General features: G+C 61.6%; 14 protein-coding genes. 10 read left to right on the top strand and 4 right to left on the bottom strand.

The genetic code is table 11. From position 1 onward, the window contains the following. Positions 1 to 46 precede the first annotated feature (46 nt). Together manA and AB5Y94_RS03330 are read left to right on the top strand one after the other, a co-directional pair. The gene (gene manA / locus AB5Y94_RS03335; protein ID WP_368204836.1) at positions 47 to 1,246 is read left to right on the top strand and encodes a mannose-6-phosphate isomerase, class I; all 1,200 of its coding nucleotides are present in this window, start codon (positions 47 to 49) and stop codon (positions 1,244 to 1,246) included. A 235-nt stretch (positions 1,247 to 1,481) separates the two neighbouring features. Then, entirely contained in the window at positions 1,482 to 1,988 is a 507-nt protein-coding gene (locus tag AB5Y94_RS03330; RefSeq protein WP_094696036.1) for a hypothetical protein, read from the top strand. 74 nt (positions 1,989 to 2,062) lie between these two features. On the opposite strand, the gene AB5Y94_RS03325 is transcribed toward AB5Y94_RS03330, so the two are convergent. Beyond that, positions 2,063 to 2,212 (bottom strand): hypothetical protein, encoded by a 150-nt coding sequence (locus AB5Y94_RS03325; protein ID WP_362818942.1) that lies wholly within the window; start codon positions 2,210 to 2,212, stop codon positions 2,063 to 2,065. 733 nt (positions 2,213 to 2,945) lie between these two features. On the opposite strand from AB5Y94_RS03325, the gene AB5Y94_RS03320 reads away from it, so the two are divergent. Both AB5Y94_RS03320 and AB5Y94_RS03315 read left to right on the top strand, forming a co-directional pair. After that, on the top strand, positions 2,946 to 4,832 hold the full coding sequence (locus AB5Y94_RS03320) for a PTS fructose transporter subunit EIIC (protein WP_368204834.1): 1,887 nt from the start codon (positions 2,946 to 2,948) through the stop codon (positions 4,830 to 4,832). A gap of 377 nt (positions 4,833 to 5,209) precedes the next feature. After that, entirely contained in the window at positions 5,210 to 5,989 is a 780-nt protein-coding gene (locus tag AB5Y94_RS03315) for a hypothetical protein (RefSeq protein WP_368204832.1), read from the top strand. A gap of 27 nt (positions 5,990 to 6,016) precedes the next feature. On the opposite strand, the gene AB5Y94_RS03310 is transcribed toward AB5Y94_RS03315, so the two are convergent. Both AB5Y94_RS03310 and malX read right to left on the bottom strand, forming a co-directional pair. Then, a complete protein-coding gene (locus AB5Y94_RS03310; protein WP_368204830.1) occupies positions 6,017 to 7,219 on the bottom strand; it encodes a MalY/PatB family protein in 1,203 nt (400 codons plus the stop codon). 75 nt (positions 7,220 to 7,294) lie between these two features. After that, positions 7,295 to 8,866 carry a maltose/glucose-specific PTS transporter subunit IIBC gene (gene malX / locus AB5Y94_RS03305; RefSeq protein ID WP_368204828.1) on the bottom strand — a complete coding sequence of 524 codons (1,572 nt, stop codon included), beginning with the start codon at positions 8,864 to 8,866 and terminating at the stop codon, positions 7,295 to 7,297. Positions 8,867 to 9,138: 272 nt separating this feature from the next. Between malX and AB5Y94_RS03300 the strand changes: the two genes are divergently transcribed. Further along, the gene (locus AB5Y94_RS03300; RefSeq protein ID WP_368204827.1) at positions 9,139 to 10,176 is read left to right on the top strand and encodes a Mal regulon transcriptional regulator MalI; all 1,038 of its coding nucleotides are present in this window, start codon (positions 9,139 to 9,141) and stop codon (positions 10,174 to 10,176) included. Positions 10,177 to 10,301: 125 nt separating this feature from the next. On the opposite strand, the gene AB5Y94_RS03295 is transcribed toward AB5Y94_RS03300, so the two are convergent. Next, positions 10,302 to 11,546: an NADH:flavin oxidoreductase/NADH oxidase family protein gene (locus AB5Y94_RS03295; protein ID WP_368204826.1), complete on the bottom strand. Its 1,245-nt coding sequence runs from the start codon at positions 11,544 to 11,546 to the stop codon at positions 10,302 to 10,304. A gap of 224 nt (positions 11,547 to 11,770) precedes the next feature. Between AB5Y94_RS03295 and AB5Y94_RS03290 the strand changes: the two genes are divergently transcribed. From AB5Y94_RS03290 to AB5Y94_RS03270, 5 genes are all read left to right on the top strand, one after another. Further along, a complete protein-coding gene (locus tag AB5Y94_RS03290) occupies positions 11,771 to 12,235 on the top strand; it encodes a MerR family transcriptional regulator (RefSeq protein WP_368204823.1) in 465 nt (154 codons plus the stop codon). Positions 12,236 to 12,330: 95 nt separating this feature from the next. Then, positions 12,331 to 12,606: a hypothetical protein gene (locus AB5Y94_RS03285; protein WP_017781171.1), complete on the top strand. Its 276-nt coding sequence runs from the start codon at positions 12,331 to 12,333 to the stop codon at positions 12,604 to 12,606. A 54-nt stretch (positions 12,607 to 12,660) separates the two neighbouring features. Then, positions 12,661 to 13,110, top strand: a complete 450-nt coding sequence (locus AB5Y94_RS03280) for a GNAT family N-acetyltransferase (protein ID WP_368204820.1) — start codon at positions 12,661 to 12,663, stop codon at positions 13,108 to 13,110. Positions 13,111 to 13,245: 135 nt separating this feature from the next. After that, positions 13,246 to 13,704, top strand: a complete 459-nt coding sequence (locus AB5Y94_RS03275; RefSeq protein ID WP_368204817.1) for a GNAT family N-acetyltransferase — start codon at positions 13,246 to 13,248, stop codon at positions 13,702 to 13,704. A 465-nt stretch (positions 13,705 to 14,169) separates the two neighbouring features. Continuing rightward, positions 14,170 to 16,077, top strand: a complete 1,908-nt coding sequence (locus AB5Y94_RS03270; protein WP_368204816.1) for a fructose-specific PTS transporter subunit EIIC — start codon at positions 14,170 to 14,172, stop codon at positions 16,075 to 16,077. Positions 16,078 to 16,086 lie beyond the last annotated feature (9 nt).

The raw sequence follows: 16,086 nt of genomic DNA, 5'->3' as shown, positions 1-16,086 counted from the left end.
CCCTTTTCTGCACCCGATTTTCTGCACACCAAATGAGGCATCCCTTATGAGCAGTCGCGATCTGCCCTCTTTTTTGTCAATGCAAAATCCGATTCAAGGCTACGACTGGGGCAGCCATGACGCCCTCACCACCCTGTTCGGCATCCCCAATCCGGCGGGCAAGCCCCAGGCCGAGCTGTGGATGGGTGCCCACCCCAACGGCTGCTCCGAGGTAGTGCTGGCCGGGCAGGTGCAAAAGCTCTCGACCCTGATAGAGCGCGCCCCCGCCGCCGTACTGGGTGAAGCCACCCAGACCCGTTTTGGCAGCCTGCCGTTCCTGTTCAAGGTCCTGTGCGCCGAGAAGGCCCTCTCCATTCAGGTGCACCCGAGCAAGGCGCAGGCCGAAGCCGGCTTTGCCAAGGAAGAGGCCGCCGGCATCTCGCCCAAAGCCGCCAATCGCAACTACAAGGACCCCAACCACAAGCCCGAGCTGGTGTTTGCCCTCACCCCCTATCAGGCGATGAACGGCTTTCGCGCCATCCCGACCATCCTGGCGCTGTTCAAGCGGGTCAAGCTGCCCGCCCTTGCCGAGCTGGTTGCCGCCCTCGCCGCCAGCCAGAACGAAGCGGGTCTGCAGCACTTCTTCCACCAGCTGCTGGTGCTGGAAGGGGCGCGCAAGGAGGAGGCGCTGGCGGGCCTGCTGGCCTTTGCCGCCAAGCATCAGGATGAAGAGACCTTTGCGCTGATCACCAGTCTGGCTGCCCAGTATCCGGGGGATGTGGGGCTCTTCTCGCCGCTCTTGCTCAACGTGGTGACCCTGCAGCCCGGTCAGGCGATGTATCTGGACGCCTGCACCCCGCACGCCTATGTGCGCGGCACTGGCCTTGAGATCATGGCCAACTCCGACAACGTGCTGCGCGCCGGGCTCACCCCCAAGTACATAGACGTGGCCGAGCTGTTGGCCTGCACCCGCTGCTTACCCAAGCCAGACGACCAGATCCTGCTTGCCCCCCGTATGGAAGGGGCGGTGCAGCACTTCGAGGTGCCGGTGCCGGACTTCACCTTCAGCGTCTATCCGGCGGGCGAGCACCAGCTCACTACCGCCAGCGCCGAGATCCTGTTTGCCATCGACGAGGCCGTGATCCTCAAGCGTGGTGACGACACCCTGCGCCTCGAGAAGGGTCAGTCCGCCTTCATCCCGGCCGCCACCGGCCGTTACCAGCTGCTGGCCGAGGGCCGGGTCGCCCGCGCCGGCAACCGCTGCTAAGCCGGTTCAAATCGACCCATGACAACAAGGGCCATCGAGGATGGCCCTTGTTGTTGACAGTGACCGCCACTGTCCACTCCTGCCTTTGCCGACTAAATTCTTGATGTGTGGCATAAAATCATCAGATCCTGCTGTCAGCGTCTCTCTGGTTGGCTATCATGCCCGTCTGGCTATCACACGTCTTGATACCCGCCGGAGCAGCACTGCCAGCCGGCCCCAGTTCAGGAAGAACATCATGAAAGGCTACTGTGGACTATCCGTTTTACTGTTGGCGCTGCTGGGCAGCCCGGTGCACGCCGCCTGCGACAAGGGGGTGGCACTCAGGCTGGCCAAGGCGTTCTGGAGCGAGCACAAGGATTTCTATTACGCCGATCCGGCGCCGCTCAAGGCGCTGCTCACCCCCGACTTCTTCGCCGTGCTGAGCAGCGAGGCCGAGTGCAACGCCGACGGCGAGGTGTGTGCCATCGATGCCGACCCCTGGATCAACGCCCAGGATGGCGAGGTGAGCGAGCCCGTCAGCTTCACCCTGGCCAAGGAGCAAGAGCAAGGGGTAACGGTCAGGATGCACTATCTGTTTGCCCTCTCCGACACCCAGAAAGAGCCGCAGACCGTCAGCCTCCACTTTCAGAAGAGCGGCGACAACCGCTGCTACCTGATGGATGACTTCATTCCCCCCGGCGATGGCTCCCTCAAACAGCGCCTGCGCCAGTGGCAGAACCACAACGCCATCGAGCCGCAATAAAAAACCCCCGCCATACAGGCGGGGGTTTTGCATTCAGCCGGGCCACACGCATCAGCGCCGGGCCCGTAGCGAGGTCACTCTTCTACCGCCTCCGACTGAGGCTCTTCAGCGCGGATCTGCTGCAGCTCTTCGACCCTGGCCTGCCATTTGTCATGGGCCTGTTTGAGCTCCTGTTGCTTGAACTCTTCGCGCATGGTGTCGATCTTTTGGGCCAAATTTTCCATCAGGATGTCTCCTTACATCTGGGTGAACATGACAAGTAAAACGGGTTGACGGCACACTCCGCATCAAGGGCGTTGGCCTGTCGGTTCATCAAGTTTGACTTCCGGTTTGCCAAAACTGTCCAACTAAATAAACGATTGGATATGCACAAAGCAATCTAAAAAATGATTAAACGTCTCTCGTAAAACCGTCTAAAGGAGCTCAACAGGCCGCTTTTCGCTCTTATGAATGAGATGAAAACAATTAAATATCAGTAGCTTAAAGTGATATCATGGCGAGTGCATACACCCTTTTCAAGCTGCCGATTATGCACTGATTTTTCACACCCCGTGTTTGCATCCCTTGCAACCCCGCCACCATAAGCGCCGCCCAGGGCCAGGCAGCCGCTTTTGCCGACCGGCTCACAGTTTTGCTGACCACGTGAGCACACAAATCTCCATCCCTCAACCCACAAAGAGCAGGCCCTCCAACCGCCGGCTGGTGATCAACCTCCCTCAAACCAAGAATAATCATCTGTTTTTAAATCTGTTTTTGTTCAGCACCCGCAACCTTTACCAACCGAACAAAATGCGAGCAGGCTCACAGGTGAGCACCATCGACACAAAAATCCAGTAAAGGGCACATATGTCCGATTTCGACCGCAGCACTTGGGAGAAACAATAGGCAGGTCAACCCGTTGCACCACAGTTTCAACAGGACCAGTTCCATTCGGACGGCACCAGCCAGGAGAGAACCATGCTCACCACCCTGATAGATGAAGGATTGATCTGCCTCGATCTTGCGGCCCGCGACAAGCAGGCGCTGTTTGTCGAGCTGGCCGAGAGGCTCAAGGCCAGCGGCAAGATAGCCAGTCAGGATCAGTTTGTCCGCGACCTCTGGGCGCGAGAGGCACTCGACAATACCGGCTTCGAGCAGGGGGTCGCTCTGCCCCACGCCAAGAGCGAGGCGGTGCGAGAGCCTGCCATCGTGGTCGGCATCAGTCGCCAGGGCATCGATTACGGCGCCGAAGATGGCGAGCCCTCCAAGCTGTTCTTCATGATTGCCTCCCCGGCGGGCGGCGCCAACCACCATATCGAGGTACTGGCCGAGCTCTCCACCAAGCTGCTGGAACCCGGCTTCATCGCCAGCATGCAGGCGGCCACCAGCCACGCCGAGGTACTCGCCTTGCTGGCCGCACCAGGGCCGTCCGCAGCCCCTGCCGCCCCCCGGGCGCAACCAGCCCAGCCGGCAGATCCGCAGGAGCGCGGCATCAAGGCCCAGCTCAACACCCTCAAGCAGCATTTGCTGTTTGGCACCTCCCACATGATCCCCTTCATAGTCGCGGGGGGCGTGCTGCTGTCGCTGTCGGTGATGATCAGCGGCAAGGGCGCCGTGCCCGAGGCGGGCGTGCTTAAAGACATGGCCGATATGGGGATTGCCGGGCTCACTCTGTTTACCGCCGTACTGGGCGGCTACATCGCCTACTCCATGGCGGACAAACCGGGTCTGGCCCCCGGCATGATCGGCTCCTGGATTGCCGTGCAGCAGTTTCACACCGGTTTTCTCGGCGCCATCCTGGTGGGCTTTATCGCCGGCCTCATCGTCAACCAGCTCAAACGCATCAAGCTGCCGGATTCCATGAGTTCGCTCGGCTCCATCTTCATCTATCCGCTGATCGGCACCTTCCTGGTGTGCGGCATCGTCATGTGGGTGATCGGCGCCCCCATCGCCGCCATGATGGAGGGGATGAACCACTGGCTCTCCGGCATGGCGGGCTCGGGCAAGGTGATGCTGGGGGCCATCCTCGGTGGCATGACCACCTTTGACATGGGCGGCCCCATCAACAAGGTGGCCACCCTGTTCGCCCAGACCCAGGTCAACACCCAACCCTGGCTGATGGGCGGGGTCGGCATCGCCATCTGCGTGCCGCCGCTCGGCATGGCGCTGGCCACCCTGCTCTCGCCCAAGCGCTACAAGAAAGAGGAGCGTGAAGCGGGCAAGGCGGCCGCCATCATGGGCATGATCGGCATCAGCGAGGGGGCCATTCCGTTTGCCGCCGCCGACCCGGTGCGGGTCATCCCGGCCATCGTCGCAGGCGGCATCGTCGGCAACATCACCGGCTTCATGATGCACAGCATCAACCACGCCCCCTGGGGCGGCTGGATCGTGCTGCCGGTGGTGGAGGGCAAGATGGGCTATATCCTGGGCACCCTGCTCGGCGCCCTCACCACGGCCCTTATCGTCAACCTGCTGAAAAAGCCGGTCAGTGACACCGAAGAGAGCAACGAGCGCCTGGAGGAGTACCAGATCATCGAGGCGGAAGGGGAAGCCGAGGTGCTGGCCATCACCGCCTGCCCCTCCGGCGTGGCCCACACCTTCCTGGCCGCCAAGAGCCTGCAAAAGGCAGCCGCCAAGGCCGGCATCAAGTTGAAAGTGGAAACCCAGGGCGCCAACGGCATCATCAACCACATCAGCGCCAAGGACGTGGCCAACGCCCGCTGCGTCATCCTGGCCCACGACGTGGCCATCAAGAACAGGGAGCGCTTCGCCCATATCGAGGTCATCGACGTCAAGACCCGGGAGGCCATCCACAACCCGGAGGGGCTGCTGGCCCGCACCCGACCGGGGCGCCAGGTGGCCTGATAACGGACTTGAGAGTACCTGCGACAGAAGGGGCCGAGGGCCCCTTCTTTTATCCAGGCATCAGGCAGTAAACCCTGTTCGTCAGCCGCCCGAACGGGGATAGCACCCTCCCACTCAGGATCGATAAGATAGGAGCCATATCGTGCCTTCGCCTGCCAGCCGGCCTGGCGACCACACATGGACGGAGCCTTGCACAAATGGATCTGACGGACGTACGGCTCACCCTGCCCGAGTGCCTCGCCCGCCATCCCGAATGCGCCACCGACGATAGTGAAAACGCCAGCTGCTGTGCCTGCGGTTCGCACAAGGTTCGGTTTCGAAACCGCGCTATTCTCTGACAGATTCATATATCAACTAGATGAGTGAAGGGACGCCCAGTGAGTAATCGAACAGCCGCTGCCCGTTGGCGCTGGCTTCGCCAACATATAAAAACATTGCGCAATTCTGAGCTGGAACCCGAAGAAAAGGGGACAACTTGGCGCTTTGCGGGATTAGTCGTGGCGGCCATTCCTGCCCTGACAGCAGCAACCTATCTTCTGGGGATGGCCTATCACTATGGCTATACCCTGGCGTTTAACCTCGACTATGCCGAATTTTCTCCACCGGCGGATTATCTGCTGGCCCTTGGCCTTCTCACGACTCTCAATATGCTCAAGCCCTGGATGTGGCCTGTATTGGGTAGCATGCTCACGATTTTTTCAGTGGCGATCACCCTACTCATCTGCGCTCGCTGGCGAATTCATCTCACATGGCTGTGGCAAAGCTCAATGTTCTATCGTTGGCTGATCAAAAGAGCCAAAAAGATTGGACGCTACCCAGCCCCCTCTCTTTTCAGAGCATTTGTTTGGATGGGGAATAACTATTACAAATTTGCCTTCTTGTCGTTATCCGTATTGATCCCCGTCATGGGTGCGCTCTGGTTCTTTGTGAAAGGTGTTGAAGAGGCACAAACACAGATCACCCGCCTCGAGCAAAACAAGTGGCCGCAGAGAGAGGCCCATAGTCAGTCGCTCCTGCTGGGGGATGAGCCCCATATTCGCATCGCCTGCAACGCTTCCCACTGCGCCTATCGCCTCAAGGGGGGTGATACCCTGATCCTGCGCTTCGATCAGATAGAAGAGACCCGCTATCGGCCTGACAAGGCCGCCTCGAAATAGCAACCGCCGCCCGAGGGCGGCGGTGCTCTATCTGGCCAGCAGCTCTTGCAGCGCACCGATCAGGGCATCGAGTCCTTTATCTACTTTCGAGCGAGAGCAGCCGACGTTGAGGCGAAGATAGCCTTTGCCTTCAGGGCCATAGGTGTCGCCGCGCATGATGGCGACCCGGTATTTCTCCACCAGCAAGGTTTGCAGCGCATCCATCCGCTCGGTGGAGTCGATGCCAAGGCCGCTCAAGTCAATCCAGGCGAGATAGGTCCCCTCGGGCACCCGATAGTCGATGGCGGGGAAGGCAGCGTTGAGCCGCACCGCCACCTGGGTCAGGTTGCCGTGCAGATAGCTTTTCAGGGCATCGAGCCACTCATCCCCCTCCCGATAGGCGCTGATATGGGCCAGCACTCCGAGAATGGGCGGCGATGAGAGCCCATGGGCCGCCTTGAGCCGCTGCAGATAGGCGGCCTGCACCTCGGCGTTGGCAATAAAGGCGTAGGCGCCGCCAAGGGCCGGAATATTGAAGGATTTTGAGCCCGAGCTCACCAGTGCCCAGTTGTCATCCGGCGCCACCTCGCTCCACGGCAGGTAAGGGGCAAAGCTCATATCCATATGGATGTCATCCGAGATGACCCTGACCCCGTGGCGCTGGCAGATAGTGGCCATCCGGCCCAGTTCATCCCGCGTCCAGACCCGGCCGGTGGGGTTGTGGGGGCTGCACAGCAGCAGAACGCGGCAATCGGGGCGGGCCGCCTGGCGCTCGAAGCAGGCCCAGTCAATGTGATAGCTCCCCTCCCCCTTTATCAGCGGGCAAGGCAGCAGCACCCTGTCGTTGGCAGTCAGCATATTGTCGAAGGCGTCGTAGGCGGGGGTATGCACCAGCACCCCCTCCCCCGGCGCCGACCAGAGGCTCACCAGCTGGGCGATGATGTAGATGACCGAGGGGCCGTAGATCAGGCTCTCGGGGTCGAGGCGAGCCCCGTAGCGGCTGGCAAACCAGTCGCTCACCGCCCCCTTGAAGTCGTCGTGATTCCAGCGACTGTAGCCAAAGACCCCGTGCTCCAGGCGCTTGGCCAGGGTCTGGCGAATGCAGGGGGCAGTCTCGACATCCATGTCGGAGATGGTAAAGGGGAGCAGGTCGGCGTGGCCGAAGCGGTCGGCCACATAGTCCCACTGGGTGCAGTAGGTGCCGTGGCGATCGACCAGGCGGTCAAAATCAAAGGATTCGGTAGTGGGCATCTCTTTCTCACCAGCAAAAACAGCAATGAACAAGGGGGCATGGCGCCCCCCAACGCAGGGTAACAGAGGGCCGACTCAGGCCCCCATCAGGCTCTGCAGCTGGTTTTTCACCAGATGGACCTGGGGCCCGATCACCACCTGCAGGTTGTGCTCGTCGAGCTTGATCACCCCGATGGCGCCATTCGCCTTCAATACCTTGTCATCGACCCGGCTCATGTCCTGCACCGACATCCGCAGGCGGGTAATGCAGTTGTCCAGCGCCAGGATATTGCCGGCGCCGCCCAGCGCATTGAGGATGATTTCGCCGTTGTAGCCGCTGTTGCCTGCCTTCTTGCCCGCGGGTTGAGCCGCCTCGCTGGTCTCGATTTCCCGGCCGGGGGTTTTCAGGTTGAAGCGCACGATGGCGAAGCGGAACACGCTGTAGTAGATGGCAAACCAGATGGCCGCCGCGACCGGCACCAGATACCACTTGGTGGCGGTGCCCTGCAGCACGCCGAACACCAGGAAATCGATGAGGTTGCCGTCGGTGTTGCCGATGGTGACGCCGAGCAGCCCCATAGTCATAAAGCCGAGCCCGGTCAGGATGGCGTGAATGACGTAGAGCACGGGCGCCACGAACAGGAACAGGAACTCCAGCGGCTCTGTGATGCCGCCGATGACGCAGGCCACCACGCCGGAAACCAGCAGCGCCTTGATCTTGCCGCGATTTTCCGGGCGGGCGCAGTGATACATGGCGAGCGCCGCCCCCGGCAGGCCGCCGAGGAAGGCCGGCATCTTGCCCTGAGAGAGGAAAGAGGTGGCCGACACCGAGAACTGGGTGGTGTCGGCGCAGGAGAGCTCGGCATAGAAGATGTTGAGCGCGCCGCTCACCTCGTTGCCGCACACCAGTTGGGAGCCGCCCGCCTCGGTGAAGCGAATGAGCGCCACCAGGATGTGGTGCAGACCGAGCGGCAGCAGCAGACGCTCGCCGGTACCGAACAGGAAGGGGCCGAAGGGACCGGCGTGGGAGATGAGCGCCCCTATGCCGTTGATGCCGGCGGCGAACCAGGGCCAGACCAGGGGCACCACCAGACCAACCACCCCCAGCACGATGGCGGTGATAATGGGCACGAAGCGGGCGCCGCCGAAGAAGGCGAGCGCATCGGGCATCTTGTAGGTGTAGAAGCGGGCGTGCAGTTTGGCGACGATCACCCCGACGATGATGGCCCCCAGAATGCCGGTGTCGATGGAGCTGATGCCGAGGATGGCTTTCACCCCGTAGGCCTTCTCTGCCGCTGCGTCACCGATGACGTTGGCCACGGTGAGGTAGAAGTTGATGGAGAGGTTGAGCGCCGCATAGCCGACGAAACCGGCAAAGGCCGCCACCCCCTTCTCCTCGCGCGCCAGCCCCAGCGGAATGGCCACCGCGAACATCACCGGCAGGTAGATAAAGGCCACCAGCCCCACCTTGGTCATCCAGAGGAACAGCAACTGCAGCACGGTATTGTCGAGGAAGGGCATGCTCTGCTTGACCGCATCGCTGGTGAGCGAGCTGCCGACACCGAGCAGAATGCCCGAGAAGGCCAGCAGGGCGACCGGCAACATGAAGGTCTTGCCGAGGCTCTGCAGGAACTCCCATACGGTGGATTTGGCGGGGGACTTGGCCATGTGTCAGATCCTTGTGAGGTGAGGGGCATTCGATACACCTGCCGGTGGCCTCCCTGACGGATGGCAACGGCGAGCCGTATCTGGTTTTGTCGGATGATAAAACGTTTTATCAGCTCACAAGTGCCGACAGGATCACAGAATATAAGTGCTGTCAGGGAAGCGCTTGCAAAACTGTGAGCCGGATCGGCCCAATGGTGATGTAACGTTTCACTCAGGCATATGAGCAGGTATGCTGGAGCCTCGCTCTCAACTCGCCGTCGCCTGTTCGCCCTATGTCGCCCAAATCCCTCTCTGCCAAAGCCACCAAGATCACCGATGTCGCCCAGTGGGCGGGAGTGTCGGTCACTACCGTCTCCATGGTGCTCAACGGCAAGGGGCGCATCTCGCCGGCCACCGCCGAGCGGGTGCAGCAAGCGATCAGAGCGCTCGACTACGTGCCCAACAGCGCCGCTGCCAACCTGCGCAGCCAGCAATCCAACCTGGTGGGGTTGATCCTGCGGGACATCACCGACCCCTTCTATACCGAGGTGACCGCCGGGGTGAGCGAGGTGCTGGAGCAGCAGGGCTATCTGCTGTTTCTGACCCAGTGCGGCCACAGCCCCGAGCGGTTGCAGCAGAGCATCCAGTCCCTGTCGCGCCAGGGGGTGGCCGGCATCATCTTCAACCCGGTGCGCGGTGCAGTTGCCAAGCCGCTGGAGCCCCTGCTCGACTCGGCGCTGCCGCTGGTGTGCGCCGCCCGCTCCTACTATCGGGACGACGTGGACTTTATCGGCCCGGACAACACCCACGCCGCCCAACAGGCCACCACCTACCTTATCGAACAGGGTCACCGCCACATCGCCTACGTCGGCGGGCGGGCCGACTCCCTCACCCGCGCCGAGCGCATCGGCGGCTACTGCGCCAGCCTGCTGCAATATGGCCTCCCCTTCAAACCCGAGTGGGTACTGGAGTGCGAACGAACCCAGCGCAGCGCCGCCGACACCATCACCCAGCTGCTGCACCAGCACCCCAAGGTGACCGCCGTTCTGTGCCACTACCCCGAGGTAGCCCTCGGTGGCATCTACGGCGTCGAGGCGAGCGGCCGCAGCGTGGGCAAGGACAACTACATCGGCCAGCAGGTGGCCCTGCTCGGCTTTGACGACGTGGCGGAGGCCGAGCTCACCTCCCCCGCCCTCACCTTCGTCAGCTCGCCGGCCCGCGAGATAGGCCGCCAGGCCGCCCTGCGCCTGCTGACCCGGATGCAGCAGCCCGAGCTCGCCCCCACCCGTCATATCATCACCCCCAGCTTGCAGAAAAGGGCGTCGGCCTGAGTTGGCAAGGCAGGTCCGTCTGCAGCAGACCGAATTTGCCATATCATCACCGCTCACCAGCAAATCGCAGAAGCGGGCATCGGCCTGAGTTGGCAAGACTGGCAGATTCACGAGCCGCTACCTCTTCACTTTTCCTGCACCTTGATCCAGCGTCGATAGCGGGCGTTGCCAAGCAGGGTCTGCCACTGCTGGCAGGCCAGCGCCAAGGCGGGCGCGATCTTGGGGCGGCTCGGCTGGCCGCGCCCCAGCCGCCGCAACTGGTATTTCACCATCGCCATATAACCTACCGAGGCCAGCACCTTGTTGCGCCAGGGGATGGGCCTGAGCTCGGCACTTGCCGCCTGCTCATGGTGCCATCTGGCGGGCAGATCCGGGGCGATGGCCAGCGCAGTGGCCATGCCGGCGACCGCCACCCCGCTGCCAAGCACCTGCTCCACCACCGGATAGCGGCGAATTCCGCCGGTCACCATCACGGGCATATGGGCAACGGAGACGATCTCCCGAGCGAACTCTAGAAAATAGGCCTCCCGCGCCAGAGTTCGACCATCGCGGGCCTGGCCGTGCATGGCGGGCGCCTCGTAACTGCCGCCGGAGAGCTCCACCAGATCTACCCCAAGCGGGTTGAGCATCTCCACCACCGCCTTTGCATCCTCGGTACTGAAGCCGCCACGCTGAAAGTCGGCGGAGTTGAGCTTGACCGACAGTGAGAAGCACTCCCTCGCCTGCTGACGGATCCCTTCTACTATCTCCAGCAGCAAGCGGGCGCGATTCTCAAGACTGCCGCCCCAACGATCACTGCGTTGGTTGGTGAGCGGCGAGAGGAACTGACTCAGCAGATAGCCGTGCGCGGCGTGGATCTGCACTCCGTCAAAACCTACACGCTGTGCCAACAGCGCCGTGTTGATGAAGCACGCCTTCACCTCGGCAATGTCGGCCTCGCTCATGGCTCTGGGCGGGGCGAACTGCCTCGAGAAACTGCCGAGCGCCATGGGCACGGCGGAAGGGGCCAGGGTGGGCTGCCCCAGCGCCGCCGGCATCTGGCGACCGGGGTGGTTGATCTGCATCCAGATCTGGGCGCCCCCGCTCTTGGCCGCCTCGGCCCAGGCACTGAAACGCTCGGCCAGCTCTGGGGAGAGATCGTGGGAATCGAGTACCACGCCCCCCGGCCCCGTCATGGCGTGGCCGTCCACCATCACATTGCCGGTGATGAGCAGGCCGGCGCCACCCTCTGCCCAAGTACGATAAAGCTGGATCAGCGCCTCTGAGGGGGCATGGTCACGGTTGGCCATGTTCTCTTCCATGGCCGCCTTGGCGAGGCGGTTGATAAGCTGGCTGCCATTGGGCAGAGTCAGGGGAGTAAATGGATTCATGGCGATCTCCTCGGTAATGAGGACCCCACCATAAGTTTGAAGCTGACTTGAAGGTCAAGCCCCTTTATCGGGATGCCGTCGCGATGGGAGAAATGCTATCCACCCGCACAGTCCCTGCTCAGTGCCGTTGACATTCAAGCTGGCTTTAATCTTAGAATCCCCCTGATCCCGCCCTTCGTCCATGACAGTGGGCAGACCCGCCAACCCGCAGCCCAGGAGGCAAGATGAAGATCGGTGAACTGGCCAAACAGACCGGCATGGCGGCCTCGGCCATCCGCTTCTACGAAGCCAGAGGCCTGCTCAGCAAGGTACGGCGGGGTGCCAATGGCTATCGCGACTACCCGCCCGAGACGGTACCCTTGCTGACCATCATCGGCCAGGCGCAACAGGCGGGCTTCTCCCTCGACGAGATCAAGCAGTTGGTGCCCGCAGATATCAGTTCTTGGCAACACGCCCCGCTACTGGCGGCGCTCGAGGCCAAGGTGAGCGACATAGAAGCGCTGGAGGCAAGACTTGCCCACAGCAAGCAGCAATTGCAGGCCCTGATCCGGCTGGTGGAGTCCAAACCCGACGAGATGCCGTGTGAAGAGAACGCCGCCCGGGTATTGGCCAGCATGGGTATTCCCTCCCCCGAGGGCATCGTAAAAAACACCATCGCAACCAAGCCCGTTACGCACCCCAAAAAGTGATCCCGCTCGCAACCAGCACACGCCCCCAGCATGGGGGATTGAGAGCCAACTGAAGAAGACTATGATGGGCGCGCCATCCATAACAGGTCATCATCATGACAACAGAGTGCACCGCCCAACCCCAAAGCGAGCCACCAAGCGAAATCCATCGCTGTGACAAATGCCGGGAGCGCACCCGCCATATCGTAGTGCTGGTGCCACGGGATCACAGCCAGGACATCATGCCCAAGGATCCGCGCAAAGCCTTCTGGCAAGCCTTTCGCTCCAGCAGCCTGACCAACGCGGTATTCGGCCAGACCCTCGCTTATCAGGCCACCCATGTAAAGCACCTGATCTGCGAGCGCTGCGGCGAGAAGTTTCTGGAGTATTGAGGCCCAGAAGACGGCGCCTCCGGACAGTCAGAGCGAGATAAAAGAGAAATAAAGATGAAGTTTGTCGAAATGACCCCCGGTCAACTGCCGCTGGCGCTGCTGCTGGAGGCCGATCCCGCAGAACAGCGTATTGCCACCTATCTGCCCGGCGCCTGTGGCTTTGCCGCCCTGGCGGGCGACGAGGTAGTGGGCGCTTGTGTGGCGGGTCTGGTGGGGGAGCAAACGGCCGAGATCTTCAATATCGCCGTTGCCCCCAATCGCCAGCAGCAAGGCATCGGCTCCGGCCTGCTGCGCTTCGTGCTGACCAGCCTGGCCGGGAAAGGGGTACACCGCGTCGAACTCGGCACCGGCAGCTTCGGCCACCAGCTCACCTATTACCAGCGCCACGGCTTTCGCATCGATGCCGTCATCAAGGATCACTTCCTTATCCACTACCCGGAGCCCCTGATGGAGCACGGCATCCAGCACAAGGATATGCTGCGGCTCTACCTTGAACTGGGCTAGGCTATCCCCACCCTCAGCAGCCTGTAGCGCTCTGGGGATAAATGGTGGGGGGATCAATTCAGCGTCGCCACATCTCATCGAAAGCAACGAGAGCCATATCGAGCACCATGACACTGGTAAAGGAATGAATGCAGGATGCAGACAAGAAAAGCCAGCCCAGATGAACTGAATGCCATCTTCTGGATGGGCTTTGATGCTTGGGGCGAAGGACTGTCACCGACTGAATATCTGGCGAGCTGCCACGCCAGTCAAAAATACCGCTCCGGTGTGTGGTATGTCCTGATTGTGGACAATCAGCCTGTCTCTTCCCTTATCGTCTATCGGGACCGATTTGGCCTTGGCCAGGGCTGTTTTGGCATAGGTTCACTGGCAACGACACCTGCGATGAGGGGGCAAGGATTTGGCGCCCATCTACTGCGTGGGGTGACAGGCATGCTGCTGGATAGTCCCGATGCCATCGCCACCTTCCTCCATGCAGATATCGACCATCACTTCTACGAGAGGCTGGGGTATAGGCGCATTCCGGGGGGTGATTGCATGCATTTCTCTCATAGGCGGCCACGCTATGTCGGCGAACCGCCAACCTACTTTTAATCCACTCTCAGCCACCATCCACATGGCAGCCACCCGATGGCTCACGACGTTTCTCCACCTTGCCACCCCTCCTCTTCCCCTGATTACCGCCATTTATGTGCTTTGGCTCACATCCAGGAGCCTCTCATTACCTCACAAATTTCTAGCAATGTAGCTCCCTTAGCCAAGATGAGGGCTGGCTCAATGGCAGCTGCACATCGGCACATACACTTTCAATTGATTGATTTTTAACTATAAAAAAGCAATTAGTGATTCAATCAAGACCCATTTTGTCAGCTGGTCTGCTGTGCGATCGGGGTCACACTCGGGGTGATGTCGCACAAAAATCCAGTATTTCGCAGTTTTGTCCGATAGGTGCGCTGCCCTGCGGGCGGGATAATAGTGGGGTCACTTTTGTCTGCATCTCCTGGGCGCTAGCCCAGGAAAAGATGCCAACAGGCTCCGGCCAGGAGCAGGGAGAACGCCATGATCACCACCCTTATCAACGAGCAGCTGATCGCGCTCGATTTAAAGGCCACGCGCAAGGAGGAGGTCTTCACCGAGATGACCCGTCTGCTCGCGGCGCAAGGCAAGGTCAGCGACGAGCAGCAGTTCATCAAGGACTTGTGGGCCCGGGAAGAGCTGGACAACACCGGCTTTGAAGAGGGCGTCGCCCTGCCCCACGCCAAGAGTGCGGCAGTGAGCACCCCGGCGGTGGCCATCGGCATCAGCCGCGCCGGTATCGAGTACGGCGCCGAGGATGGCAAGCCCTCCCGGCTGTTTTTCATGATTGCCTCCCCGGCCGGTGGCGCCAACCACCATATCGAGGTGCTGGCCGAGCTCTCCGCCAAGCTGATTGAAGAGGGCTTTATCGATGCCCTGCTGGCAGCCAAGACCCAAGCCGATGCGCTGGCCCTGCTGCTCGAGAAGAAAGAAGAAACAGCCCCGGCGCCCGCCGCCGACAAGGGGCTGATCATCGGCGTCACCGGCTGCCCGGCCGGCATCGCCCACACCTATCTGGCGGCGGAATCCCTGGAGCGCGCCGCCAAAGAGCTGGGCTTTGAGGTGAAGGTGGAGACCAACGGCTCCATCGGCGTCAAGAACAGCCCGACTGCGGCCGAGATCGCCCGTGCCAGCGCCATCGTGGTGGCCTGCGACAAGCAGGTGGACATGGCCCGCTTCAACGGCAAGCCGCTCATCAAGACCGGCGTGAAGGCCCCCATCAAGGATGGCAAGGGGCTGATTGAGCAGGCGCTGAAGGCCCCCGCCTATGTGGCGGACAAGGATGAGCGCAAGAGCGAGGAGAAGAGCTCAGGCGGCAGCTCGGATCTCTACCGCTACCTGATGAACGGCGTCTCCCACATGATCCCGTTTGTGGTCACGGGGGGTCTGCTGATCGCCCTGGCACTGGCCATCGGCGGCGATCCGACCCCGAGCGGCATGCAGATCCCGGCAGGGAGCATGTGGAACCAGATCCTCAACGTGGGCGTCGCCGCCTTCACCCTGATGATCCCCATTCTGGCGGGCTACATTGCCTACGCCATCGGTGACAGACCCGCGCTGGCACCGGGCTTTATCGGCGGCTGGATCGCCAACAACGGCAGCTTCTACGGCGCCGATGCCGGTACCGGCTTTATCGGTGCCATCATCGCAGGCCTCCTGGTCGGTTATCTGGTGCGCTGGATTGCGACCCGCCACTACCACAAGATGGTGCAGCCGCTGGTGCCGATCCTGATCGCCCCCATCGTCGGGTCGCTCTTTATCGCCGCGGTCTTCATCTTCATCATCGGTGCCCCCATCGCCGACATGATGACGGGTCTGAACGCCATGCTGCTCTCCATGAGCGGTGGCAGCCTGGTGCTGCTGGGGATCGTGCTGGGGGGCATGGCCGGCTTTGATATGGGTGGCCCGGTCAACAAGGTGGCCTTCCTGTTCTCGGTGGGCATGATCGCCTCCGGCCAGACCCAGTTCATGGGTGCCATGGCCTGCGCCATTCCGGCCGCCCCCCTTGGCATGTCGCTGGCCACCGTGCTCGGTCGCAAGCTCGGCATCTTCGACGCCACCGAAATTGAAGCGGGCAAGGCTGCCGGTGCCATGGGTCTGGTGGGGATCTCCGAGGGGGCGATTCCGTTTGCCGCCCGTGATCCGCTCGCCGTCATTCCAGCCAACGTGCTGGGCAGCATGACCGCCGCCGTGATGGCCTTCCTGTTTGGCATCACCAACAGCGTCGCCCACGGTGGCCCCATCGTGGCCCTGCTGGGTGCAGTCAACAAGCCGCTGCTGGCCCTGCTCTGCATGATCTGCGGCGCCATCGTCACCGGTGTGGTGGCGGTTGCCCTGAAAAAACTGCGGGTCAAGAAGAGTGACGAGGTGACGCTGGCCAAGGCCGCCTGATCCCCGTCC

It is taken from the genome of Aeromonas sp. s5, from assembly GCF_040907865.1.
Taxonomy (GTDB): Bacteria; Pseudomonadota; Gammaproteobacteria; order Enterobacterales; family Aeromonadaceae; genus Aeromonas; species Aeromonas dhakensis.
Note: the sequence above shows the minus strand (reverse complement) of the source record. Positions and strands in the feature narration are given on the sequence as shown.